The 20,515-nt window shown below is 73.8% G+C and carries 24 protein-coding genes and 7 tRNA genes; 24 read left to right on the top strand and 7 right to left on the bottom strand.

Annotated elements, in window-relative coordinates; translation table 11 throughout:
- The first annotated feature begins 228 nt into the window (after positions 1–228).
- The 7 genes from AD017_RS23025 (at position 229) to AD017_RS22995 (ending at position 1,514) form a co-directional block, all read left to right on the top strand.
- Positions 229–657 (top strand): SsgA family sporulation/cell division regulator, encoded by a 429-nt coding sequence (locus AD017_RS23025; protein ID WP_010244145.1) that lies wholly within the window; start codon positions 229–231, stop codon positions 655–657.
- A gap of 150 nt (positions 658–807) precedes the next feature.
- Positions 808–880 (top strand) — tRNA-Gly (locus tag AD017_RS23020).
- A gap of 50 nt (positions 881–930) precedes the next feature.
- A tRNA-Cys gene (locus AD017_RS23015) sits at positions 931–1,002 on the top strand.
- A gap of 1 nt (position 1,003) precedes the next feature.
- Positions 1,004–1,078, top strand: a tRNA-Val gene (locus tag AD017_RS23010).
- Positions 1,079–1,262: 184 nt separating this feature from the next.
- Positions 1,263–1,335: transfer RNA gene (locus tag AD017_RS23005), tRNA-Gly, on the top strand.
- Between the two features lie 31 nt (positions 1,336–1,366).
- Positions 1,367–1,438: transfer RNA gene (locus tag AD017_RS23000), tRNA-Cys, on the top strand.
- Between the two features lies 1 nt (position 1,439).
- A tRNA-Val gene (locus AD017_RS22995) sits at positions 1,440–1,514 on the top strand.
- Positions 1,515–1,558: 44 nt separating this feature from the next.
- Here AD017_RS22995 and AD017_RS22990 read toward each other — a convergent pair.
- Positions 1,559–2,173 (bottom strand): TetR/AcrR family transcriptional regulator, encoded by a 615-nt coding sequence (locus AD017_RS22990; RefSeq protein ID WP_060575521.1) that lies wholly within the window; start codon positions 2,171–2,173, stop codon positions 1,559–1,561.
- 38 nt (positions 2,174–2,211) lie between these two features.
- Between AD017_RS22990 and AD017_RS22985 the strand changes: the two genes are divergently transcribed.
- Entirely contained in the window at positions 2,212–2,628 is a 417-nt protein-coding gene (locus tag AD017_RS22985) for a RidA family protein (protein WP_060575520.1), read from the top strand.
- Between the two features lie 15 nt (positions 2,629–2,643).
- Here the strand turns inward: AD017_RS22985 and AD017_RS22980 are convergent, their stop codons facing one another.
- Entirely contained in the window at positions 2,644–3,390 is a 747-nt protein-coding gene (locus AD017_RS22980) for an SDR family oxidoreductase (protein WP_060575519.1), read from the bottom strand.
- Between the two features lie 147 nt (positions 3,391–3,537).
- On the opposite strand from AD017_RS22980, the gene AD017_RS22975 reads away from it, so the two are divergent.
- Both AD017_RS22975 and AD017_RS22970 read left to right on the top strand, forming a co-directional pair.
- Positions 3,538–3,610, top strand: a tRNA-Gly gene (locus tag AD017_RS22975).
- A gap of 71 nt (positions 3,611–3,681) precedes the next feature.
- Positions 3,682–3,924 (top strand): hypothetical protein, encoded by a 243-nt coding sequence (locus AD017_RS22970; protein WP_060575518.1) that lies wholly within the window; start codon positions 3,682–3,684, stop codon positions 3,922–3,924.
- A 5-nt stretch (positions 3,925–3,929) separates the two neighbouring features.
- Here the strand turns inward: AD017_RS22970 and AD017_RS22965 are convergent, their stop codons facing one another.
- Positions 3,930–4,754 carry an SDR family oxidoreductase gene (locus tag AD017_RS22965; protein ID WP_060575517.1) on the bottom strand — a complete coding sequence of 275 codons (825 nt, stop codon included), beginning with the start codon at positions 4,752–4,754 and terminating at the stop codon, positions 3,930–3,932.
- A gap of 61 nt (positions 4,755–4,815) precedes the next feature.
- Here AD017_RS22965 and AD017_RS22960 point away from each other — a divergent pair, with 61 nt between their 5' ends.
- Entirely contained in the window at positions 4,816–5,307 is a 492-nt protein-coding gene (locus tag AD017_RS22960) for a pyridoxamine 5'-phosphate oxidase family protein (RefSeq protein WP_060576560.1), read from the top strand.
- Here the strand turns inward: AD017_RS22960 and AD017_RS22955 are convergent, their stop codons facing one another.
- Positions 5,308–5,715: a hypothetical protein gene (locus tag AD017_RS22955; protein WP_060575516.1), complete on the bottom strand. Its 408-nt coding sequence runs from the start codon at positions 5,713–5,715 to the stop codon at positions 5,308–5,310. It abuts the gene before it with no gap.
- A 73-nt stretch (positions 5,716–5,788) separates the two neighbouring features.
- Between AD017_RS22955 and AD017_RS22950 the strand changes: the two genes are divergently transcribed.
- Both AD017_RS22950 and AD017_RS22945 read left to right on the top strand, forming a co-directional pair.
- On the top strand, positions 5,789–6,040 hold the full coding sequence (locus tag AD017_RS22950) for a type B 50S ribosomal protein L31 (RefSeq protein ID WP_010231297.1): 252 nt from the start codon (positions 5,789–5,791) through the stop codon (positions 6,038–6,040).
- Between the two features lie 93 nt (positions 6,041–6,133).
- Positions 6,134–6,448 (top strand): hypothetical protein, encoded by a 315-nt coding sequence (locus AD017_RS22945; RefSeq protein ID WP_060575515.1) that lies wholly within the window; start codon positions 6,134–6,136, stop codon positions 6,446–6,448.
- A gap of 115 nt (positions 6,449–6,563) precedes the next feature.
- On the opposite strand, the gene AD017_RS22940 is transcribed toward AD017_RS22945, so the two are convergent.
- Positions 6,564–7,892, bottom strand: a complete 1,329-nt coding sequence (locus AD017_RS22940) for an FAD-dependent oxidoreductase (RefSeq protein WP_174521764.1) — start codon at positions 7,890–7,892, stop codon at positions 6,564–6,566.
- Positions 7,893–7,949: 57 nt separating this feature from the next.
- On the bottom strand, positions 7,950–8,822 hold the full coding sequence (locus AD017_RS22935) for a metallophosphoesterase (protein ID WP_060575514.1): 873 nt from the start codon (positions 8,820–8,822) through the stop codon (positions 7,950–7,952).
- A 120-nt stretch (positions 8,823–8,942) separates the two neighbouring features.
- Here AD017_RS22935 and AD017_RS22930 point away from each other — a divergent pair, with 120 nt between their 5' ends.
- A complete protein-coding gene (locus AD017_RS22930) occupies positions 8,943–10,283 on the top strand; it encodes a cytochrome P450 (RefSeq protein ID WP_060575513.1) in 1,341 nt (446 codons plus the stop codon).
- A gap of 10 nt (positions 10,284–10,293) precedes the next feature.
- Here the strand turns inward: AD017_RS22930 and AD017_RS22925 are convergent, their stop codons facing one another.
- Positions 10,294–10,779, bottom strand: coding sequence for a DUF6069 family protein (locus AD017_RS22925; RefSeq protein ID WP_060575512.1), 486 nt, complete (start codon positions 10,777–10,779; stop codon positions 10,294–10,296).
- Between the two features lie 326 nt (positions 10,780–11,105).
- Between AD017_RS22925 and AD017_RS22920 the strand changes: the two genes are divergently transcribed.
- The 10 genes from AD017_RS22920 (at position 11,106) to AD017_RS22875 (ending at position 20,502) form a co-directional block, all read left to right on the top strand.
- Positions 11,106–11,603 carry a flavin reductase family protein gene (locus tag AD017_RS22920; protein ID WP_029239126.1) on the top strand — a complete coding sequence of 166 codons (498 nt, stop codon included), beginning with the start codon at positions 11,106–11,108 and terminating at the stop codon, positions 11,601–11,603.
- Entirely contained in the window at positions 11,600–12,334 is a 735-nt protein-coding gene (locus tag AD017_RS22915) for a 3,4-dihydroxy-2-butanone-4-phosphate synthase (protein WP_060575511.1), read from the top strand. The genes AD017_RS22920 and AD017_RS22915 overlap by 4 nt, the downstream gene beginning before the upstream one ends.
- Complete coding sequence (locus AD017_RS22910; protein ID WP_060575510.1) at positions 12,331–12,831, top strand: NADPH-dependent FMN reductase; 501 nt, start codon at positions 12,331–12,333, stop codon at positions 12,829–12,831. The genes AD017_RS22915 and AD017_RS22910 overlap by 4 nt, the downstream gene beginning before the upstream one ends.
- A 211-nt stretch (positions 12,832–13,042) precedes the next feature.
- Positions 13,043–14,140, top strand: coding sequence for an ABC transporter permease (locus tag AD017_RS22905; RefSeq protein WP_060575509.1), 1,098 nt, complete (start codon positions 13,043–13,045; stop codon positions 14,138–14,140).
- Between the two features lie 2 nt (positions 14,141–14,142).
- Entirely contained in the window at positions 14,143–15,009 is an 867-nt protein-coding gene (locus AD017_RS22900; RefSeq protein ID WP_060575508.1) for an ABC transporter permease, read from the top strand.
- Entirely contained in the window at positions 15,006–16,628 is a 1,623-nt protein-coding gene (locus AD017_RS22895; RefSeq protein WP_060575507.1) for an ABC transporter substrate-binding protein, read from the top strand. The genes AD017_RS22900 and AD017_RS22895 overlap by 4 nt, the downstream gene beginning before the upstream one ends.
- Positions 16,625–17,515 (top strand): ABC transporter ATP-binding protein, encoded by an 891-nt coding sequence (locus AD017_RS22890; protein WP_139316815.1) that lies wholly within the window; start codon positions 16,625–16,627, stop codon positions 17,513–17,515. The genes AD017_RS22895 and AD017_RS22890 overlap by 4 nt, the downstream gene beginning before the upstream one ends.
- A complete protein-coding gene (locus AD017_RS22885) occupies positions 17,512–18,267 on the top strand; it encodes an ABC transporter ATP-binding protein (RefSeq protein ID WP_010225451.1) in 756 nt (251 codons plus the stop codon). The genes AD017_RS22890 and AD017_RS22885 overlap by 4 nt, the downstream gene beginning before the upstream one ends.
- A 27-nt stretch (positions 18,268–18,294) precedes the next feature.
- The gene (locus AD017_RS22880) at positions 18,295–19,626 is read left to right on the top strand and encodes an NtaA/DmoA family FMN-dependent monooxygenase (RefSeq protein ID WP_060575506.1); all 1,332 of its coding nucleotides are present in this window, start codon (positions 18,295–18,297) and stop codon (positions 19,624–19,626) included.
- Between the two features lie 129 nt (positions 19,627–19,755).
- Entirely contained in the window at positions 19,756–20,502 is a 747-nt protein-coding gene (locus AD017_RS22875) for a GntR family transcriptional regulator (protein ID WP_010225455.1), read from the top strand.
- The last annotated feature ends 13 nt before the right edge of the window (positions 20,503–20,515 follow it).

Below are 20,515 nucleotides of genomic sequence, written 5' to 3'. Positions count from 1 at the left end.
TCGGACCCCGGCGAGAGTAGTCGTGTCCCGTCGCCCACCTCACACGCAAGGACGGCGGCGCGCCCGTTCAGCCGCATCACCGCAGCGCGGAGTTACACCCGTGTGACTCGATCGGGCGTCATCCCGTGGTGATCCACGTTGATGCGCATCGGACCCGTCACCCCGAGGGCCGCTTGCTCGTTCTTCCGACTGACGCCCCACGCAACGCCCCCAGAAAGAGGATGACCGATGCGCGACGAGTCCAAGACGATCCGGGCGACGGCCATGTTCGAGCTCATCGCTCCGGACGCGCCTGTCGTGCCCGTGAAGGTCGAACTGTCCTACTCGAGCCGCGACCCCTACGCCGTCCAGGCCTCGTTCCGGACCGGCCACGACTCCACCGTCGACTGGGTCTTCGCCCGCGACCTGCTCGCCGACGGCCTGGTCGACTCGGCCGGCACCGGCGACGTCCGGGTGCAGCCCATGAGCGACGACCCGTCGCGGATCGAGCTCGAGCTGACCTCCCCGTCGGGCCACGCACTGTTCACCACCTCGGCGCAGACCCTGTCGGAGTTCCTGCAGGCGACCTACGACGCCGTCCCCGCCGCGTCGGAGTACTCCTGGCTCGACTTCGACGCCGCGCTCGCGGACCTGCTCGACACGACCGCCCGGGACTGACCCGACGCACCACCACCGGGCGGAGTCGATCTCCGCACGTGAGAGGACATCCGGTGGTGGCGAGGGGGGTGGACGACTCCCCTCCGGGGCGGGTGCTAGTGTTCTCTCATCGCACCGAGGACGGGCCGAGGCCCCGAGAACGGTGCTCATGCGGACGTAGCGCAGCTGGTAGCGCATCACCTTGCCAAGGTGAGGGTCGCGGGTTCGAGTCCCGTCGTCCGCTCGGAGGATCGGCCCTGAGCCGGGACCTTCCTGCAGAGTCAGCCAGACTCTGGCGGAGTGGCCGAGTGGCTTAGGCAAGGGCCTGCAAAGCCCTGTACGCGGGTTCGATTCCCGCCTCCGCCTCGCGCGATTAGCTCAGCGGGAGAGCACTACCTTGACACGGTAGGGGTCACTGGTTCAATCCCAGTATCGCGCACCATCACCGGAATCCCCGGGCCGCCGGCCCGGGGATTCTGTCGTTTCCGGCCCCGGCGACGCCCGCCGCGCCCCCGCGACGCGGACACTCCACTACCCCACCCCCCTCGTGGACCGCCACGGACCGTGCGCTACTGTTCTCCCAACGCACCGGGAACGAGCGGAAACGCCACGGGAACGGTACGAATGCGGACGTAGCGCAGCTGGTAGCGCATCACCTTGCCAAGGTGAGGGTCGCGGGTTCGAGTCCCGTCGTCCGCTCAGCCGGGTCTCGTACACGGGCCGGGTGTCCGGCGGCGTGGCCGAGTGGCTTAGGCAAGGGCCTGCAAAGCCCTGTACGCGGGTTCGATTCCCGCCGCCGCCTCGCGCGATTAGCTCAGCGGGAGAGCACTACCTTGACACGGTAGGGGTCACTGGTTCAATCCCAGTATCGCGCACCATCACCGGAATCCCCGGGCCGTCACCGGCCCGGGGATTCCGTCGTTCAGCGCCCCCGTCCGACCCACGCGGAGTCGACCGACCGGCGGGCGCGCTCCGGGTCGTCACCGGCCTCCGCGACGACGCCCGCGAGCATCGGCGGGACGTGGTCCAGCGCAGCGGGTGGCAGTGGCCCGTTCGCGACCAGCGAGCCGATCCCGTGGCCCACGGCCCAGCTCCGGGTCGCGAGATCCAGCGGGACGACGTCGGCGCGGACCCGTCCCGCCGTCCGCCCACGGAGGGCGGCCTGGACGAGGTACTCCAGGGTCGCGTCGGCCGCACGCAGGTCCTCCAGCTCGACGCTGTCGTCGAACATCACCCGGTACAGATCGGGGTGCTCGAGCGCGTTGTCCGCGTAGGCCGCGACCAGTGCCGCCAGGTCGTGCACCGGGTCGTCGGTGGTCCGCAGCCGGCCGAACGTCGCACCGAGCCGGACGAAGCCCTCCTGCCGCAGCGCCCGCCACAACCCGTCCATCCCGCCGAAGTGCGTGTAGACGGCCATCGTCGAGACCCCGGCGCCCGTGACCAGCGACCGGGTGGTGATCGGCTCGCGGGCACGCAGCATGTGCGCCGCGCGCTCGATCAGCGCAGTGCGGACCGCCGGATCCTTCGTCCTCGCCACGCTCGAATTCTATAACATTGCAGTGTTATTGTTCGACGGTGACCATCACCCTGAAGAGCCCGTCCGCTCTCCCCGCCGTGCCGATCTACCAGCAGGTGTCGATCGCGACCGGCTCCCGCCTGGTCTTCGTCGCCGGGCAGGTCGCGCGGGACGCGGCGGGCACCCGGATCGGCGAGGGAGACCTCGCCGCCCAGACCGAGCAGTGCTACGTCAACATCGCGGCGGCGCTGGCGGAGGCCGGGGCGACCTTCGACGACGTCGCGAAGTACACCGTCTACCTGGTCGACTGGACACCGGAGAAGATGGGCGCGTTCGTCGAGGGCGCCGAGCGGGCCGCGAGGCGGCTGGGACTGGAGACGCTGAGCGGCCCGCCGCTCACCGGGATCGGCGTCGCCGCACTGGCCGAGCCCGACCTGCTGATCGAGATCGAGGCCACCGCGGTCGTCGGCGGCTGAGCCGCCGGGCGGGCCTCAGCGGACCTGCTCCACCGGACGGACCAGCATCTCGTTCACCGCCGCGTGCCGCTGCCGCACGACCATGTACACGACGGCGTCGGCGATGTCGGCCGGGTCCAGCACACCCCGGTCGGAGGCGGCCGTCGCGTCGGGGGCGTGCCCGTGGCCCGAGGTCGTCATCTCCGAAGTCACCAGGCCGGGCTCGACCAGCCCGACGCGGACGTGCTGCTCGGCGTACTCCTGGCGCAGCGCCTCGGAGAACGCCCCGACGCCGTGCTTGGTGGCCGCGTAGACATTGCTCGCGGGCGTGGGCACCGTCCGCCCCGCCACCGAGCTGATCGTGACGACGTCGGCCACGCCACGCGGGCCCACCGCCGCCCGGGCGAGGTGCGGCAACGCGGCGTGCGTCGTCGACAGCACCCCGGTGAGGTTGATGTCGACGACCTTGCGCCAGTCCGCGACGTCGGCGTCGGCGGCCGGGCCCCAGACGCCGAAGCCGGCGTTGTTCACGAGCACGTCGACGGCGCCGTGCTGCTCGGCGACGGCGTCGACCGCAGCGTGCAGCGCGTCGTCGTCGGTCACGTCGACCGGGTGCACCGACGCCCGCCCCAGCTCGGCCGCGAGCCCGGTCAACCGGTCCTCCCGGCGGGCCAGGAGCGCGACCGTGGCCCCCTCTGCCGAGAGCGCCCGCGCGGTCGCCTCGCCGATCCCGCTCGAGGCGCCGGTCACGATCGCCGTCACGCCGTCCAGCCGTCCCGTCATGTGCCTGCCTCCCGTCGCCGGTGTGCGGTTCCTGCCCACCGGCTACCCGGCACGACCCGGCCGTAACGATCATCGTCCGCCCTGCCGCCGGAGCGCGTCGCGGCGTGCGATAGCGTCGCCCGCGCACGCACCGGAGACGGTGCGACTGCGGACGTAGCGCAGCTGGTAGCGCATCACCTTGCCAAGGTGAGGGTCGCGGGTTCGAGTCCCGTCGTCCGCTCCGCGAGCACCGAGAGCGATCACCCGGAGCCCCGGCCCGACCAGGCCGGGGCTCTCTCGTATGAGGGGGCCGTGCGGGTCGAGCGCCTCACCGGCGTCTACAAGAACGTGCTGCGGGACGTCGTCGTCCTCGCCTACCGCTGCTCCCCCGTCGCCGGGACGCAAGGGCCGCGGGCCGAGACCAGCGCCGTCGAGTGGATCTCCCCCGACGAGGCCGCGCGCCGGATGCCGCCGGTGTTCGCCGCCCGGGTGGCGGACGCGCTGACGGCGGGACCGCCGGCGTCACGGGCGCACGACGGGCACGACCTGGTGTAGCCGCGTCAGGGGCGCCATCCGTGGCGGTGCCGGGCGAACCCGCCCTCGGAGTCGATCACCTGCCCGGTGATCCAGTACGCCTCGTCGGTGCACAGCCAGGCGATCAGCCGGGCCGGGTCGTCGGGCTCGCCGAACCGGCCGAACGGGAACATCTCCGCCATCGCCCGGAACGCCTCCGCACCCAGGTAGCCGGTGTCCACCGGGCCGGGGTTCACGGTGTTGACCCGGATCCGTCGGTCGGCGAGCTGGTCGGCGAGGGTCGGCGTGATCCCGGCGACAGCGGCCTTCGCGGCCGCGTAGGCGACCTCGCCGGGCATCGGGCCGCGTTCCTGGCCGGAGGTGAGCAGCACGATCGCGCCGCCGGGCCGGGCGTCGTCGTGCGCGTTCGCCCACGCCTGGGCCAGCAGGATCGACGCGCGGGCGTCGACCGCCCAGTGCCGGTCGAGCTCGTCGGCCAGGTCCCCCAGCGGGCCGTCCGACCCGGACAGCGCCTGGTTCGCGACGAGCAGGTCCAGCGGGCCGGCGATCCGCCGGGCCGCCTCCACGACCCGCTGCGGCTCGCTCGGGTCCCCCAGATCGGCGTGCAGGCCGGCGACGACAGCGCCCTCGGCCACGAGATGTCCGCGGACGTCGTCGACGGCGGCCTCGACGTCGTCGGCACCCCAGTCCTGGGTCGCGTCGTGCGGGGCGAAGTGGTGGACGACGACGCTCGCCCCGTACGCGGCGAGCCGGCACGCCGTCGCGTGCCCGATCCCGCCCCGCCGCCCACCACCGGTGACGAGCGCGGTCCGCCCGCGCAGGGGCATCGGGTCCCGTCGCAGCGAGGTCATGCCGCGACCCTCGCGCAGGTTCCGGCGGGACGCGAACGGGTTCCTGCCCTACCGTTCCGCCATGACGTCCTGGACGGAGTTCGCGGCAGCGGCCCCGGTGGTCTCCGAGGTCTTCCGGCGCCGCCACGACGCCACCGACGACCTCTGCCTGCTCGGCACGCTCCGCGCCGACGGCTTCCCGCGGATCTCCCCGCTGGAGCCGCGGTTGTTCGAGGGTGAGCTCTGGATCGGCGGCATGCCCGGCACCCGCAAGTTCGACGACCTGCAGCGCGACCCCCGGTTCACCCTGCACACCGCCACCGTCGACACCCAGGTCACCGAGGGCGACGCGAAGCTGTGGGGCCGCGCCGACGACGTGCAGGACCCGGCGTTGCACGAGCGCTACGCGGAGATGCTGTTCGAGCGGGTCGGGCTCGACGTCCGCGGCCGGGAGTTCGGCTTCTTCCCCGTCGCCCGGATCGAGGGCGGGTCGTGCGTCCAGCGGACCGGCGGGCACCTCGACATCACGATCTGGCGGGCCGGCGGCGTCGAGGAGACGGTCCGCAAGCACTAGCTAGCCGCGCGCCGCCTCCGGTGCGATCGCGCAGCGCAGCCGGGCGGGCAGCGCCTGCGGGTCCGGCGCCCCACCGCCCTGCAGCCAGCGGGTCACCGCCCGCACGTCGTCGGTGCTGCGCACCGGGCCGACCGCCACGACCGGCGACTCCGGGTGACGGCGGCCAGCGTCGCAGGCCTGGACCAGCACCATCATCCCGGGGCGACGGCCCGCGCAGACGCCAGGGCCGAACCGGCAGCCCGACGTCACGAGCATCCCGTGCGCGCTGTCCTGCACGACCGCGCGCAGTCCCTCGACCAGCACCTCGTCGACCCCGGGCAGCGCGGCGACGGTGCCGTGCGCGTCCTCGTCGAAACCGCTGGGCATCTGTGCGCAGGCCGCGCACCGGACCGCCGTGAACCCGTCCATGTCGCACCTTCCTGCAAATCGGAACCGTTGTCGTTTAGGATCACGGTAGCAGTCGAACGCGCAGGAGGAATCCGTGAAACCAGGTATCCACCCCGACTACGGCCCGGTCGTCTACCGGGACATGTCCACCGGCGACCAGTTCCTGACCCGGTCCACCGAGACCTCGCGGGAGACGGTCGAGTGGTCGGACGGGAAGACCTATCCGCTGGTCAAGGTCGACATGACCGCGGCGTCGCACCCGTTCTGGACGGGCAACGCCCGGGTCCTGGACTCGGCGGGGCAGGTCGAGAAGTTCCACCGCCGCTTCGGCGGCCGGCGGCGCTGAGCCGGACCGCGGCGCTGAACCGGGTCGCAGCGGGGATCCGGACCACGGCGGGGACCCGGGCCGCGACGGAGAGGTCGGCGTAGCGTCGGCCGCGTGCGCCGACGCCGCCGCGAGCCGGTGCAGGTCGTCACCGACCTGCGCGAGCCGCTCGCGGTCGAGCACGGCCGGCGGATCCGGATCCGGCTCGTGGCGATGGCCGTCTGGATCGCCGGGTGGATCGTCGCCGGCGTCTTCTGGCGGGACGGCTGGCTGGCCACGGCGATCCTGCTGACGAGCGGCCCCGGCGTCTGGATCCTGTGGTGGCTGTTCGTGCCGCGGCCCGGGCACGGGCGGCGCGAGCCGGTGCGGGCGCGGGAGCCCCGTCGGCTGCCCGGGCCCGCGGACGGGGGCGGCGGACCGGCGGACTGAACGCGCGACTGCCGGCGGGCCGATCGGGTGGGCGGCCGCGGGGATCCGCGACCGCCCACCCCGGCGACCGGCGCAGCCGGGTGGTCCCGGCCTCGTCGGGTGGCCGTACGGGGACTCAGCCGGCCCGGCTGATCCCCACCATGTCCTCGCGCGGGATGACCTTCATCCGCTCGCGCCCGCGCTCCTCGCCGAGGCCGCGCTCGTGCTTGTCCAGGGCGAGCCAGCCGTCCCACGTCGTGAAGGGGACGCCGCGGCCGTCCAGCAGGGCGGGCACGGCCTCCGGGTCGCGCTGCGGCGCCTTCGGGAGGCCGGGGGCGTCGGCGAGCAGGCTGCCGACGGTCTCGAGCGCGCAGCCCTTCGTGTGCCCGATCAGGCCGACCGGACCGCGCTTGATCCAGCCGACGGTGTAGACACCCGGCACGCCGGACACCCGGCCCGCCTCGTGGGGGATCACGCCGCGGGCCGCGTCGAACGGCAGCTCGGCGAGCTCGGACCCGGTGTAGCCGACGGCCCGGTAGACGGCGCCGACCGGGTACTCGGTGAAGACGCCGGTCCCGCGGACGTTGCCGTCGCCGGTGTACTCGGTGCGCTCCACGCGCAGGCCCTCGACCCGGTCGGTGCCCAGCACGCGGTCCGGCTTCGCGAAGAAGTGCAGGTGGATGCGGCGCGGGTCGCCGCGGTGGTCGCGCAGCGCCCAGTCCTGCATGATCTTGACGACCATCTGGACGTGCTTGGTGGCGCGGATCTGCTCCATCGAGCCGTCGTCGAACTCGACGTCCTCGGGGTCGACGATCACCTCGAGGCCGGGCACGTGGTCGAGCTCCCGCAGCTCCATCGGGCTGAACTTCGCCTGGGCGAGCCCGCGCCGGGCGAACACGTGCACGTCGGTGGCGGGGTTGACGGCCAGGCCGGCGTGCACCGAGTCGGGGACCTCCGTGCTCAGCATGTCCTCGGCGGACTTCGCGAGCACCCGCGCGACGTCGAGCGCGACGTTGCCCGCCCCGATCACGGCGACCGACGACGAGTCGAGCGTCCACTCGCGCCCGACGTCGGGGTGGCCGTCGTACCACTGCACGAACTCGGCGGCGCCGTGGCTGCCCGGCAGCTCGATCCCCGGGATCTCCAGGTCGCGGTCCCGCTCGCAGCCGGTCGCGACGATCACGCCGTCGTAGTGCTCGCGCAGGTCGGCGAGGGTGACGTCGGTGCCGTAGTGGACGTTGCCGAACAGCCGCACGGCCGGGTTGTCGAGCACCCGGTGCAGCGCGTTCACGATCTGCTTGATCCGCGGGTGGTCGGGCGCGACGCCGTAGCGCACCAGGCCGAACGGCGCGGGGAGCTTCTCGAACAGGTCGACGGCGACGTCGGCGTCGGACTTCAGCAGGGTGTCGGCGGCGTAGATCCCGGCCGGTCCGGAACCCACCACCGCCACGCGCAGCGCAGTCATCGTTCTCCTCGGGTCGACGACCCCCGAGGGTATAGCAAGGTAAGCCTTACCTTACTGTTACATGGGTAACACCGTGCGCGGCAGCAGGTCCGGGAAGTGGCTGCCGACGCGCTCGGAGTGCCGGCGCCACTCGCGCGGGTAGCCCAGCGAGACCTCGACGAACGGGACGTCGTCGACCACGACGGTCCGCGGAATGTGCAGGTGGCCGTGCACGACCGCCCGCGCGCGGTAGCGGCGGCGCCAGTCCGCGGTCGCCGTCGTACCGCACCACAGCGCGAACTCCGGGTACCAGAGTACGTCGCAGGGCTCGCGCACCAGCGGCCAGTGGTTGACCAGCACCGTCGGCAGCCCGGGGTCGAGCGTGTCGAGACGGGCCGCCGTCGTCGCCACCCGGTCCGCGCTCCAGGCCTGCCGGCTCGGGTGCGGATCGGGGTGCATCAGGTACTCGTCGGTGCAGACCACCCCGGCCGCGCGCGCGGCGGCCAGCCCCTCGTCGGACGACGCGGTCCCCGGCGGCAGGAACGAGTAGTCGTAGGGCACGAACAGCGGCGCGACGACGGCCGGTCCGCCCGGCCCGTCCCACACCGGGTACTCGTCCTCCGGGGTGAGCACGCCGATCCCCCGGCAGCGGCGGACGAGCTCGTCGTAGCGCGCGACGCCGGCGAGCTGCTCGCCGTCGTCGGCGTCGGCGTTCTTCCCGCGGGTCCACAGCTCGTGGTTGCCCGGGACCCACAGCACGGTGCCGAACCGGGCGCGGAGCATCTCCAGCGTCCCGGCGACGCTCTCGATCCGCTCGTCCACGTCGCCGGCGACGATCAGCCAGTCCCCCGGGTGGCCGGGGGTGATCGCCTCGGCGATCTCCCGGTTCTCCGCGTGACGCACGTGCAGGTCACTGACCGCGAGCAGGCGCGGGCCGTCGGGAGCGGACATGCCTCCAGTACTACCCGCCGCCCGGGGGACGGGGTGCGGCAGGGATGGCCGAAAGATGGTTACCGGGAGTAGGTTACCGGGAGTAGGTTCGCGGACGAGCTGACGACGCGGGAGGTCGACATGGCGGGATCGCGCGGTGCGCGACGCTGGATCCGATGGGTGATGCGGCACGGGGCCGTGCGGCGCGAGGTGACCCGGCAGTCCGACAAGGGTGACCTCGGCGCACGGATGATCGTCCACCCGGACGCGGTGCGGGACCCGTTCCCGGCCTACGAGGAGATCCGCGCGCAGGGCCGGATGGTGCGCTCGGCGCTGAGCTGGACCACCGTCGACCACGAGATCACCACGGCGGTGCTGCGCAGCCCCGACTTCTGCGTCGGGATGCGGATGCCGGAGAACGCCCCCGGCCTGCTCAAGGCCCTGATGAGCGCGGGCGGGACGTGGCCGCTCGGGCCGGCCGAGCCGCCGTCGTTGCTGTCGATCGACCCGCCCGACCACAACCGGATCCGCAAGCTCGTCACGCGGTCGTTCAGCGCCAAGGCGATCGCCCGGCTGCGCACCCGCACCGAGGAGGTGGCCGCCGACCTGCTCGACGAGATGGAGGCCCGGACCGGTGCCGACCGGCGGGCCGACGTGATCGCCGAGTACGCCTCGCTGCTCCCGGCGACGGTGATCGCCGAGATGCTCGGCGCACCGGTCGAGATGCGCGAGCAGTTCCTCCAGTGGGGCGAGGGCGGCGCGTACTCGCTGGACATGGGCCTGAGCTACGCCATGTTCCGCCGGTCGGAGAAGGACATCGACGCGCTCGCGGAATGGATGTCCGGGCACTTCGACCACCTGCGCGCGCACCCGAACGACAGCATCCTGTCCTCCCTGGTGCACGCCTACGACTCCGAGGAGGGCCGCCTCACCTCCGACGAGCTGCTCTCGCTCGCCCTGCTGCTGCTCGCCGCCGGGTTCGAGACGACGGTCAACCTCATCGGCAACGGCACCAAGCTGCTGCTCGCGCACCCGGACCAGCGGGAGCGTCTGGCCGCGGACCCGTCGCTGTGGCCGAACGCCGTCGACGAGATCCTGCGGCTGGACTCCCCCGTGCAGCGCACCGGGCGGGTCGCCGCGCGCGACACCGAGGTGTGCGGGTTCCCGGTCCGCCGGGGCGCGCTGGTGCTCACCCACCTCGGCGGCGCCAACCGGGACCCGGAGGTGTTCCCGGAGCCGGACCGCTTCGACGTCGGCCGCGTCGGCGCCGACAAGCACGTCGCGTTCAGCCAGGGCATCCACTACTGCCTCGGTGCAGCGCTGGCGAAGATGGAGGGCGAGGTCGGGCTGCGGGCGCTGTTCGACCGCTACCCGGACCTGCGCTCCGCCGGTCCCGCCGAGCTGCGGGGCACCCGCGTGCTGCGCGGCTACCGGAGCCTGCCGGTCCGCCTCGGCGACGCCCGCGTCCCGGTCGGGACCTGACCGGGGCGCCTCAGGCGCGGGTGGAGGCGCTGGTGACCGTCGTGGTCACCAGGCTGATGATCGCCATGCCGATCACCAGGTGGATCGCCGCGGTCGCGATCCGGACGGTCAGCGGCTCGGTCGACAGCGCCAGCGGGTAGACCGTCGCGACGGCGGTGAGCAGGCCCGCGATCCACCCGAAGTACGCCATCGGGCTGGGCACGGCCATGAGCAGGATCTGGGCCAGCCCGGTGGCGGCCAGCGCGGCCAGCGCGGCGACGATCGCGAGCTGCACGGCGCCGTCCCAGCCGCCCACGGCGTCCGTCTCGATCGGCGCCAGGTAGGGGATCTGCAGCAGCACCCGCACGATCAGGAACCCGACGACCGCGATCAGCGCGGCGATCACCGCGGTCGCGACGCCGCCGGCCCACAGCCGGCTCCCCTGCACCGCCGGCCCGTGCGGGGCCCGCCGGGTGGAGCGGCTCATCTCACGGGTCCGGTCGTCGGCCTCGGACATCGTCGGTCTCCCCGGTCTCGTGCGCGTGGTCGTGCGGTGGCGACGGCGTCGACGGCGTCGCCGGTGTCGACAGTGTGACGCACGCCGGCCGCCCGCGCTCCACGGTGATCACCCGGCGTGCCGGCGAGGTTACGCCGCGGGCCCGCGGCCGGGAACCGTCGCCGTCGTGTGCCGGGCGTTTTCCCGCCGGCGTGCCCGGTCCGGGCAGGTCACGGCACCGGGCCCCGCCGCCCCCGGTCGCGCAAATCGGCGGATCGTCCGGCGTAACGGATCGGCAACCGCGCCCCGGTTCGGTGTCCTCCATCGGCACATTCGAGGAGGCCACCATGATCGTGCCCGACATCCGGGAGACCGCCGACCTGCGGCGTGCCTACGGGGCGTTCCCGAGCGGTGTGACGGCGCTGTGCGCGCTGCGCGACGGCGTCCCCGTCGGCATCGCCGCGAGCTCCTTCGTCTCCGTCTCGATGGACCCGCCACTGGTCTCGATCTGCGTGCAACGGTCGTCGACGACCTGGCCGCTGCTCGCCGACCGCGACCGGCTCGGGGTATCCGTGCTGGGGGCCGACCAGGCGTCGGCCTGCCGGCAGCTCGCCGGGCCCGCGGCCGGCCGGTTCGCCGGGCTCGTCCACCACGCGACACCGGAGGGGGCGGTCCTGCTCACCGGGGCCGCGGCCTGGCTGGACTGCTCGCTGCACGACGTCGTCGACGCCGGTGACCACGTCCTCGCGCTGCTGCGCGTCGAGGCGCTCCAGACCCACGACGGCGTCGCCCCCATCGTGTTCCAGGCCAGCCGGTTCCACCGGCTGGTCGAGGACGCCGCGTGATCCCGGCGGCACCGGCCGGGTCCGTCGCCGCGGCCGTCGCGGCGTTCCGGGCGGGGCGGCCGGTCGTGCTCGCCCCGCGGCACGGCGACCGGCCGTGCGACGCCGTGCTCCCCGCCGCGCTCGCCGGGACCGCCTGGACCGCGTGGCTGATCCGGCACACCTCCGGGCTGCTGCGGGTCCCGATGGAACCCGGCCGCGCCGACGGGCTGCGGTTGCCCGCCCTGCGGGCCGATCCGGGCACCCGCTGCGGCGCCGTCACCGTCTCGGTCGACGCCGAGGGGGTCGGCACCGGCATCAGCGCCGTCGACCGCGCGCTCACCGCCCGCGTGCTGGCCGATCCGGCCTCCCGGCCCGACGACCTGCGCCGGCCGGGGCACCTGCTCCCGGTCCGCGTCGCGGAGGGCGGCGGGCCCGGTGGCGCCGGGGCCGACGAGGCCGCGGTGGCGCTGTGCCGCGCGGCCGGGCTCCCCCCGGTCGCGCTGGCCGCCGGCCTGGTCGGCACGGGCACCGGGCTGGCCGACCCGGCGACGGCGGTGCGGATCGCGCACCGGCACGGCCTGGTCGTCGCCGATCCCGCCGAGGTGCTCACCCACCTCACACGGGATCCCGCCGACCCGCGCGACCCCGCCGACCTGCACGACCCCGCCGGCGTGCTCGCCCGCACCCGGCGCCACCCCGCGGCACCGCTCGCGACCACCCACCCCACCGCCCGGCACCTGGAGCACCTGTGACCGTCACCGTCGTCGTCGGCAACCCGAAGCCCGGCTCCCGCACCCGGGCGGCCGGCGAGCTGCTGGCCCGCTCGCTCACCGGGCGGGAGCCCGACCACGTCGTCGAGCTCGCGGAGCTCGGCCCCGGGCTGCTGGGCTGGGGCGACCCGGCGGTCACCGCGGCCGTCGACACCGTCCGCGGGTCGGATCTCGTCGTGATGGCGAGCCCCACCTTCAAGGCCACCTACACCGGGCTGCTGAAGCTGTTCCTCGACCAGTTCGCGGGCGGGACCGGGCTCGAGGGCGTGGTGGCCGTCCCGCTCATGCTCGGTGCCGGGCCGGCGCACGCGATGGCACCGGACCTGCTGCTGCGGCCGGTGCTGACGGAGCTGGGCGGCACGTGCGCCGTGCCGGGCCTCTACCTGCTCGACGACGACCCCACCGGCGGGGCGGCCCTGGCCGGCTACGTCGAGCGGTGGGCCCCCGTCGTCGGTGCGCTGACCGGCGTGCGGGCCTGACACCCGCGTATTTCCCCGCCCCGACGGCGCTGACCTGCGACGACCGTCCCGGCACCGGTCGCGCAAATCGACCGTGACGGTGACGGACACCGGACGCAACACCCGCCGTCGAGGCTTCTCCCCAGCACTCCCCCGCCCGGGCTCCCGGGCGGACCGGACGGGCACACCGGGGTGCCGCCCGACCCCCGATCCGACTTCAGAGGAGGTCACCGTGCGGTTCCCGGACACCGACCAGGCCGTGGCGCCGGTCCCCGACACGTCCCCCGGAACGGGCCGGTGGTTCGACCGGCACCGCTGGTGGGTCACCAGGACGGCGATGCTGCCGGTCCACGTGCTCGTGTTCGCCGTCGTCGCGTTCTTCCTGGTCTCCCTGATCCCCGGCGACCCCGTCGTCGCGCTCACCGGCGGCCGGCTCTCCGCCGAGGACTACGCGTCGGCCCGGGCCGACCTCGGGCTGGACGGGCCCTGGTGGGAGCGGCTCGGCCGCTTCCTGGGCGATCTCGTCTCCCTCGATCTCGGCACCTCGCTGGCGACCGGCCGCGACGTCGCCGGTGAGCTCGCGACCCGGCTCCCCGCCACCCTCGAGCTGGCACTCCTGGGCCTGGTCGGCTCGACCGTCGCCACCCTGGTGGTGTCGTGGTTCGCGGTCACCCGCCGCGGGTCCTGGTTCTCCCGGGTCGTCGTCGGCTATGCCCGCTCCGCCGGTGCGATCCCCGAGTTCGTGCTGGCCATCGCCGCGGTCTTCGTGTTCTACGCGGCGCTGAGCTGGGCGCCCGCCCCGTCGGGACGGACGTCGCCGATGGTGCCCGCCCCGGACACCGTCACCGGGTTCACCCTGCTCGACGCCCTGCTCACCGGCAACGGGGAGGCGTTCGCCTCGCTCGCCGGGCACCTCCTGCTCCCGGTGCTCGTCATGATCGCCGCCCACTCGGCGATCCTGATCAAGATGCTGCTGGTCGGTCTCGACGAGGCGATCGACGCACCCGCGACCCGCTTCCGGATCGCGACCGGCGCACCCCGCCGCGTCGTGGTGCTCTCGGTCTACCGCCGCGCCGCGCCGGCGATGGTGGCGACGATCGGGATGCTGTTCGGCTACCTCATGGGTGGCGCGGTGGTGCTCGAGTCGATGTTCGCGCTCGGCGGGCTCGGTCAGTACGCCGTCGACGCCGTCACCACCGCCGACGTGGTCGCGCTCCGCTCGTTCCTCGTGGTCACCGCGGCGTCCTGCCTGGTGATCTACCTCGTCGTCGATCTCGTGACCATGACCCTGGACGTCCGGCGACGTCCCGGCGCGGTCACCGGGGAGTGAACATGACTGCCGCCGTCCTCACCCCGGGGGAGGTCACGGGGCCACGCCCCGCGGCCCGGCCCCGGCTCGCCCGCCCGCTCCTCGCGCTCCCCTTCGCGCTGCTGCTGGTGCTCGCCGTCGTCGGTCCGCTGCTGGCGCCGTGGGACCCGCAGAGCGTGGTCGCGACGCCGTCGTCGCCGCCGTCGTCGGCGCACTGGTTCGGCACCGACACCAACGGGATGGACGTGTTCTCCCGCGTCCTCACCGCCACCCGGCTCGACGTGCTGATCGCGCTGTCGGTGACGGTGCTCAGCACCCTCGCCGCGCTCGTCGTCGGCCTGGTCACCGGCATGAACGAGGCCCGTCGCGGCCCGGCCGGGATCGCCGCCCGTGCCACCGCCCGGGGCATCGACCTCGTCCAGGCCGTGCCCACCGTGATCGGTGGTCTCGTGCTGCTGTCGTTCTTCGGCCGCGAGCCGCTCGTCATGGTCCTGGCGCTGGCGCTGCTGCTCCTGCCGGTGCAGGCCCGGCTCGTCCGGGTCGAGGTCCTCCGGGTCCGGTCGGAGGGCTACGTCGACGCCGCCCGGATGTCCGGGGAGAGCGAGCCCGCCCTGATCGTCCGGCACGTCCTGCCGAACGCCTCGCACGCGGCGCTGGAGAACACCTCGGCGATCTTCGGGATCGCCGTCATCTTCTGCGCCGGGCTCGGCTTCCTCGGGGTCGGCATCGTGCCGCCGATCCCGGAGTGGGGCTCGATGCTGGCGCTCGAGGCGACCGACGCCGCCGTCGGCCGCTGGTGGGGGGCGCTGTTCCCCGCACTGGCGCTGGGTCTCGCGGTGGCCTCGGCCGCCGGTGCCGCCCGCGCGCTGTTCGCCGGGGGTGCCCGGTGAGCGCCGGCCGCCGCGCGCCGCTGGCCGGTCTCGTCGCCGCGCTCGCCGTGCTGGTCACCGGCTGCGGTGCCGGCGCGGTGGAGGCGGAGCGGGACACCGTCGTCATCGTGACGGGGGCGCAGGCTCAGTCCTTCGCCCAGGACTCCAACGGCACCGGCTACGAGAGCGCCGAGTACCTCGCCAACACCAACGCCACGCTGCTGCGCAACCCCTACGTCGACGGCAGCGGCGGGCAGGCCCGGCACCAGGACCTCTACCGCTTCGAGCCGCTGCTCGCCGAGCGCTACGAGGTCAGCCCGGACCGGCTCACCTACACCTTCCACCTGGACCCGGACGCCCGTTCCACCGCCGGGAACCCGGTCACCGCCGAGGACGTCCGCTGGTCCTACGAGCGCAAGTTCGCCACCGCCACCTCGATCGTCCCGTTCGTGAACGCGCCGGTGATCGTCGACCCGGAACGCCAGATCCGGGTGCTCGACCCGATGACGGTGTCCTTCACCGTCGACGAGCCGGGCTACGGGTTCACCCTGCTGTCGCTGCTGTCCAACACGACCGCGGCGATCTACGACACAACGGTCCTGAAGGCGCACGTCACGCCCGACGACCCGTACGCGGTGGAGTGGTCGGCGAGCAACGGGAACTGGGGCTACGGCGCCTACGGCCTGGAGAGCTTCACCCCCGGCCAGCAGACGACCTACGTCCGCAACGAGGACTACGCCGGCGGCGCACCGCCGGTGCGGCGGATCATCCAGCGGGTCGTCGCCGACGCCGGGATCCGGGCGAACCTGCTCGCCCAGGGCGACACGCACGTCGCGGCGCAGCTGCGGCCCGCGGACCAGGTCGGGATCGCGGAGACCGGGGCGCAGGTGTTCAGCGCCCCCACCAACGCGATGGTCTACATGCCGCTGACCACGACCATGGCCCCCTTCGACGACGTCGCGGTCCGCCGGGCGCTGGCCCGCGCGGTGCCCTACGAGCAGATCGTCTCCGACGTCTACAAGGGACGCGCGGAGCAGCTGGCCGGGATGCTGTCCCCCGGCGCACCCGGCTACGACGGCGACGGCCTCGTGCCGTTCCGCTACGACCCGGCCGAGGCGCGCCGGATCCTCGCCGAGGCCGGCCACACCGAGCCGGTCGCCTTCACCCTGACCGTGAACGCCAGTGTCCCGGACCTGCAGGAGGCGGCGGTCCAGATCCAGACCGCGGCCCGCGACGCCGGGTTCGCGATCACCATCGAGCCGGTCCCGTCGGCCGCGTTCAACGAGGGGCTCGCCGCCAAGACCTTCCAGGCGTCGATGGGCCGCGACTACGCCGTCGTCCAGTCCCCGCCCTACGAGCTGGCGCTGTTCTACACCGCCGACTCGCCGATCAACTGGCCGGACTGGGAGGACTCCCGGTTCGACACGGCGCTGGCCGCGGGCAACGCGGCGGGCGACCCGCTCTCGGTCACGGCGGGGCGCTCCTGGAACGCCGCGCAGCGCCGGATCCAGAGCGACGTCCCGACCATCTGGATGGCCTACGTCCAGCCGCTCAATGCCTTCCGCGGCGACGTCGGCGGCTACGTGTTCCGCACCGACAACACCATCGACTACTCGCAGCTGACCCTGGAGGGCTCATGACCGCGCAGATGGACACCGCGCAGGCGGCACCGGCGGCACCGGCGGGTCCCGTGCCCGCGGACCCGGTGCTGGCGGTCGAGGGACTCGACGTGCGGTACGGCACGTCGCACGCGGTGCGCGGGGTGGACCTCACGGTGCGCCCCGGTGAGCGGATCGCGCTGGTCGGCGAGTCGGGGTCGGGCAAGTCGACCCTGGGGCTCGCGGTCGCCGGGTTCATCGACCAGCGGGTCGCGACCGTCGAGGCGCGGCGGATGGAGTTCGCCGGCGTCCCGCTGCGCCGCGAGCTGACCCGGCTGCCGCAGCGCACCCCGGGGATGTCGATGGTCTTCCAGGACGCCATGACCTCCCTCGACCCGTTGTGGACGGTCGGGAGCCAGCTCGTCGCCGTGCTGCGCGGCGCGGGCGGGGTGGACGGCCGCGCCGAGGCCGCCGACGCCGCCCGGGAGTGGCTGACCCGGGTCGGGCTCACCGACACCCGGCGGGTGATGGCCGCCCGCCCGCACGAGCTCTCCGGCGGGATGCGCCAGCGGGTCATGACCGCGATCGCGCTCGCCGGGCGGCCCCGGCTGCTCGTCGCCGACGAGCCGACCAGCGCGCTCGACGCCTCGCTCGCCCGGGGAGCCGTGGAGCTGCTCGTCGAGCTCTGCGAGACGCAGGGCGCGTCGGTCCTGATGATCAGCCACGACATCGGGCTGTGCCGGCGCTACACCGACCGGACCCTGGTGATGCACCGCGGCGTGCTGGTCGAGGAGCTCCGCTCGGACGACCTCGGCGCCGCCACGCACCCGTACACGCGGGGCCTGCTGCGCTGCATCCCGACGCTCGCCTCGGCCGGTCTCGACGAGCTGCCGACGATGACCGACGACGAGCTCGGGATCGCGGCGTGAGCGCGCCGCAGGTCGTCCTGGAGGGGGTGACCCGGCGGTTCGGCGACCGCACCGCCGTCGCACCACTGTCGATGACCGTCGACGCCGGCGACCGGATCGGCATCGTCGGCGAGTCCGGGTCCGGCAAGTCCACGCTCGCCCGGATGATCGCGGGCCTGGACCGGCCGTCCGGCGGGACGATCACGATCGACGGCCGCACCCAGACCGCCTGGATGTCCACCACGGCGGGCCGCCGCGACCTGCGGCGACGCATCCAGCTCGTCGCCCAGGACACGACGTCGACCTTCGACCCGCGGCGCACGGTGCGCGACGCGCTCCGCACCCCGGCCCGGCTGCTCGGCGGGCACTCCGGGGCCCGGGCGGACGCCGTCGCGGAGGAGGCCGTCGCCGACATGGGCCTGCCGCCGGCGATGCTCGACCGCCACCCGCACGAGCTGTCCGGCGGTCAGCGGCAGCGGATGGCGATCGCGCGGGCCATGGTCGTGCGCCCCGGGCTGCTCGTCTGCGACGAGGCGGTCTCCGCGCTCGACGTGTCGGTGCAGGGCGCGGTGCTCAACCGGATCGTCCGGTACTGCCGCGAGCACGGCGCCGGGCTCCTGTTCGTCTCGCACGGCCTGCCCGCCACCGCCTTCGCCACCGACGACCTGCTGGTGATGCTGCACGGCCACGTCGTCGAGCACGGCCGCACCGGCGCGGTCCTCTCCTCCCCCGTCCACGACCACACGGCGGCCCTCGTGGCCGCCCACGCCTGACACCCGCACCTCGGAAGGACACCTCGCATGTTCCACCTCGGATGGTTCCTCGGTAACGGCTTCGGCATCCAGCCCTGGAACCCGGCCGCCGACGGCCCCTGGACCGGCAGCAACCACCTCGACTGGATGAAGCCGGACCTCTACGTCGATCTCGCCGCCTCGCTGGAGCGGGCCGGCTTCACCTACGTCCTCATCGAGGACACGGCGATGGTCGAGGACACCTACCAGGGCTCGGCCGAGACGTCGCTGCGCCGCGGGTTCATGGCGCCGAAGAACGACCCGATGCCGCTGGTCCCGCTGATGACGCAGCGGACGAAGCACCTCGGCATCGTCCCGACCGTCTCGACGATCCAGTACCACCCGTACCTCGCGGCGCGGCTGTTCACGACGCTCGACCACCTCACCGAGGGCCGGGTCGGCATGAACGTCGTCACCTCGGTGACCGACCGCGTCGCCCAGAACTTCGGGTTCGAGAAGCACTTCGACCACGACCAGCGCTACGAGATGGCGCAGGAGTGGGTCGAGGTCGTGAAGGCACTGCAGAACAGCTGGAAGGACGGGGCGGTCCTGGCCGACCCGGTCAAGGGCGTCTACGCCGACCACACCCTGGTCGAGCCGATCGACTTCCAGGGCCGCTGGTTCTCCAGCCGTGGACCGCTCAACACGATCCCCGGCCCGCAGCGGCAGCCCCCGATCGCGTCGGCCGGCGGATCGGCGCCCGGCCGCGAGCTCGCCGCGAAGCACGTCGACACCCAGATGGCGATGTGCAAGAGCGTCGACGACATCAAGGCCTACCGGGAGGACCTGCACCGCCGGATGGCCGCCCACGGCCGCCGTCCCGACGAGGTCAAGCTGCTGTTCCTGGCCAGCCCGGTCGTCGCCGCGAGCGACGCCGAGGCCCGGGCCAAGGCCGAGCAGCTGAAGCTCGCCCGCCGCTCCGACCTCGCCGTCGAGTACAACCTGTGGAACCTCTCCTACACCTCGGGCGGCCGGATCGACTTCGGCGGGATCGACCCGGACACCCGCGTCGAGGACATCGACACCTCCCGCGGCAACGGCGAGCGCTCCTCGATCGCCAACCTGTTCCAGGGGCAGGAGGGCAAGACGCTGCGCGAGCTCGCCGCCACCTCGTTCCAGATCACCGACCTCGGGCTGGTCGGCTCGCCGGAGACGGTCGCCGCGCAGATGGACGAGATCATGCAGGAGGCCGGCGGGGACGGGTTCCTGCTGTACGTCCCGCCGACCCGGGTGCAGATCGCCGAGATCACCGACGGGCTCGCACCGGCGCTGCGGCGGCGCGGCGCGATCCGAGACGGCTACGCCCACTCCACCCTGGCCGAGAACCTCCAGGAGTTCTGACGCCCCGGCCCGTGCCCGCCACCGGCGCCGGGCACGGGTCACAGCATCGTTCCCGGCCGGTAACCCGGGAGGGACGGTTCCCGGGCGACGGTCACCCCAGCAGGAATCCCTCGCAGGAAGGCCCCGCCCATGTCCCGTCCCGGCCGGCTCACCACCGTCCCGCACCCCCGCGCGTCCGGCGGGACCGCCCGCGGGCGGCACACGTTCCCGCGCCGGGTGCGGGAGATGCTGCGCGCCTCCGTGCGGGGCGGCTACCTCGTCGTCGACGAGAAGCTCGTCGAGGACCAGCTGATGGAGTCGCTCAACGCGAGCCGCTCCGCGGTGCGGGCCGCCCTGCAGCAGCTCGCCGACGAGGGGTTCGTCGACCGCCAGCAGCGCCGCGGCACCGTCGTCGTCCGGCGGGGTGTCGCGGTCCGGCTGCGGGACACCGTGACCGCCCTCGGTGCCACCGAGGTGACGCTGCAGATGACCGAGCAGGGCGTCGTGCCCTCGACGCCGCTGCTGCGGCACCGGCTCGGCGTCCCCGACGCGGCGCTGCGGATGAACGAGAACATCTTCCGCGCCGACGGCGAGGTGATCGGCGTCCGGACGGCCTACTTCCCGAGCTCCTTCACCACGCCGTCGTACGCCGGGCCGGCCGCCCTCGACGTCGTGTTCGCCGACTTCTTCGGGGTGGGCCTGGGCCGGGTGCAGACCGAGATCGGCGCCGCGGGCGCCGACGACCGGACCGGGCGGCTGCTGGGCGTCGCCCCGGGTGCCCCGGTGCTGCTGCGCGAGCAGCTGTTCCACGACGAGGACGACCGGCCGGTGCAGGTCGTCTTCGACAACTACCGGGCGGACCGGGTGACCTTCGTCGACGACCCGGACCTCGGCTGAGCCCGCCGGGCCG

The organism is Pseudonocardia sp. EC080619-01, assembly GCF_001420995.1.
GTDB lineage: Bacteria > Actinomycetota > Actinomycetes > Mycobacteriales > Pseudonocardiaceae > Pseudonocardia.
Note: the sequence above shows the minus strand (reverse complement) of the source record. Positions and strands in the feature narration are given on the sequence as shown.

Bases quoted from the DNA above. Each gene is read 5' to 3' on its own strand.
- AD017_RS23025 (WP_010244145.1), top strand. From the start codon at position 229: ATGCGCGACGAGTCCAAGACGATCCGGGCGACGGCCATGTTCGAGCTC.
- AD017_RS22980 (WP_060575519.1), bottom strand. From the start codon at position 3,390: ATGACGGGACGGCTGGACGGCGTGACGGCGATCGTGACCGGCGCCTCG.
- AD017_RS22965 (WP_060575517.1), bottom strand. From the start codon at position 4,754: ATGACCTCGCTGCGACGGGACCCGATGCCCCTGCGCGGGCGGACCGCG.
- AD017_RS22960 (WP_060576560.1), top strand. From the start codon at position 4,816: ATGACGTCCTGGACGGAGTTCGCGGCAGCGGCCCCGGTGGTCTCCGAG.
- AD017_RS22955 (WP_060575516.1), bottom strand. From the start codon at position 5,715: ATGGACGGGTTCACGGCGGTCCGGTGCGCGGCCTGCGCACAGATGCCC.
- AD017_RS22940 (WP_174521764.1), bottom strand. From the start codon at position 7,892: ATGACTGCGCTGCGCGTGGCGGTGGTGGGTTCCGGACCGGCCGGGATC.
- AD017_RS22935 (WP_060575514.1), bottom strand. From the start codon at position 8,822: ATGTCCGCTCCCGACGGCCCGCGCCTGCTCGCGGTCAGTGACCTGCAC.
- AD017_RS22930 (WP_060575513.1), top strand. From the start codon at position 8,943: ATGGCGGGATCGCGCGGTGCGCGACGCTGGATCCGATGGGTGATGCGG.
- AD017_RS22925 (WP_060575512.1), bottom strand. From the start codon at position 10,779: ATGTCCGAGGCCGACGACCGGACCCGTGAGATGAGCCGCTCCACCCGG.
- AD017_RS22920 (WP_029239126.1), top strand. From the start codon at position 11,106: ATGATCGTGCCCGACATCCGGGAGACCGCCGACCTGCGGCGTGCCTAC.
- AD017_RS22900 (WP_060575508.1), top strand. From the start codon at position 14,143: ATGACTGCCGCCGTCCTCACCCCGGGGGAGGTCACGGGGCCACGCCCC.
- AD017_RS22890 (WP_139316815.1), top strand. From the start codon at position 16,625: ATGACCGCGCAGATGGACACCGCGCAGGCGGCACCGGCGGCACCGGCG.
- AD017_RS22880 (WP_060575506.1), top strand. From the start codon at position 18,295: ATGTTCCACCTCGGATGGTTCCTCGGTAACGGCTTCGGCATCCAGCCC.
- AD017_RS22875 (WP_010225455.1), top strand. From the start codon at position 19,756: ATGTCCCGTCCCGGCCGGCTCACCACCGTCCCGCACCCCCGCGCGTCC.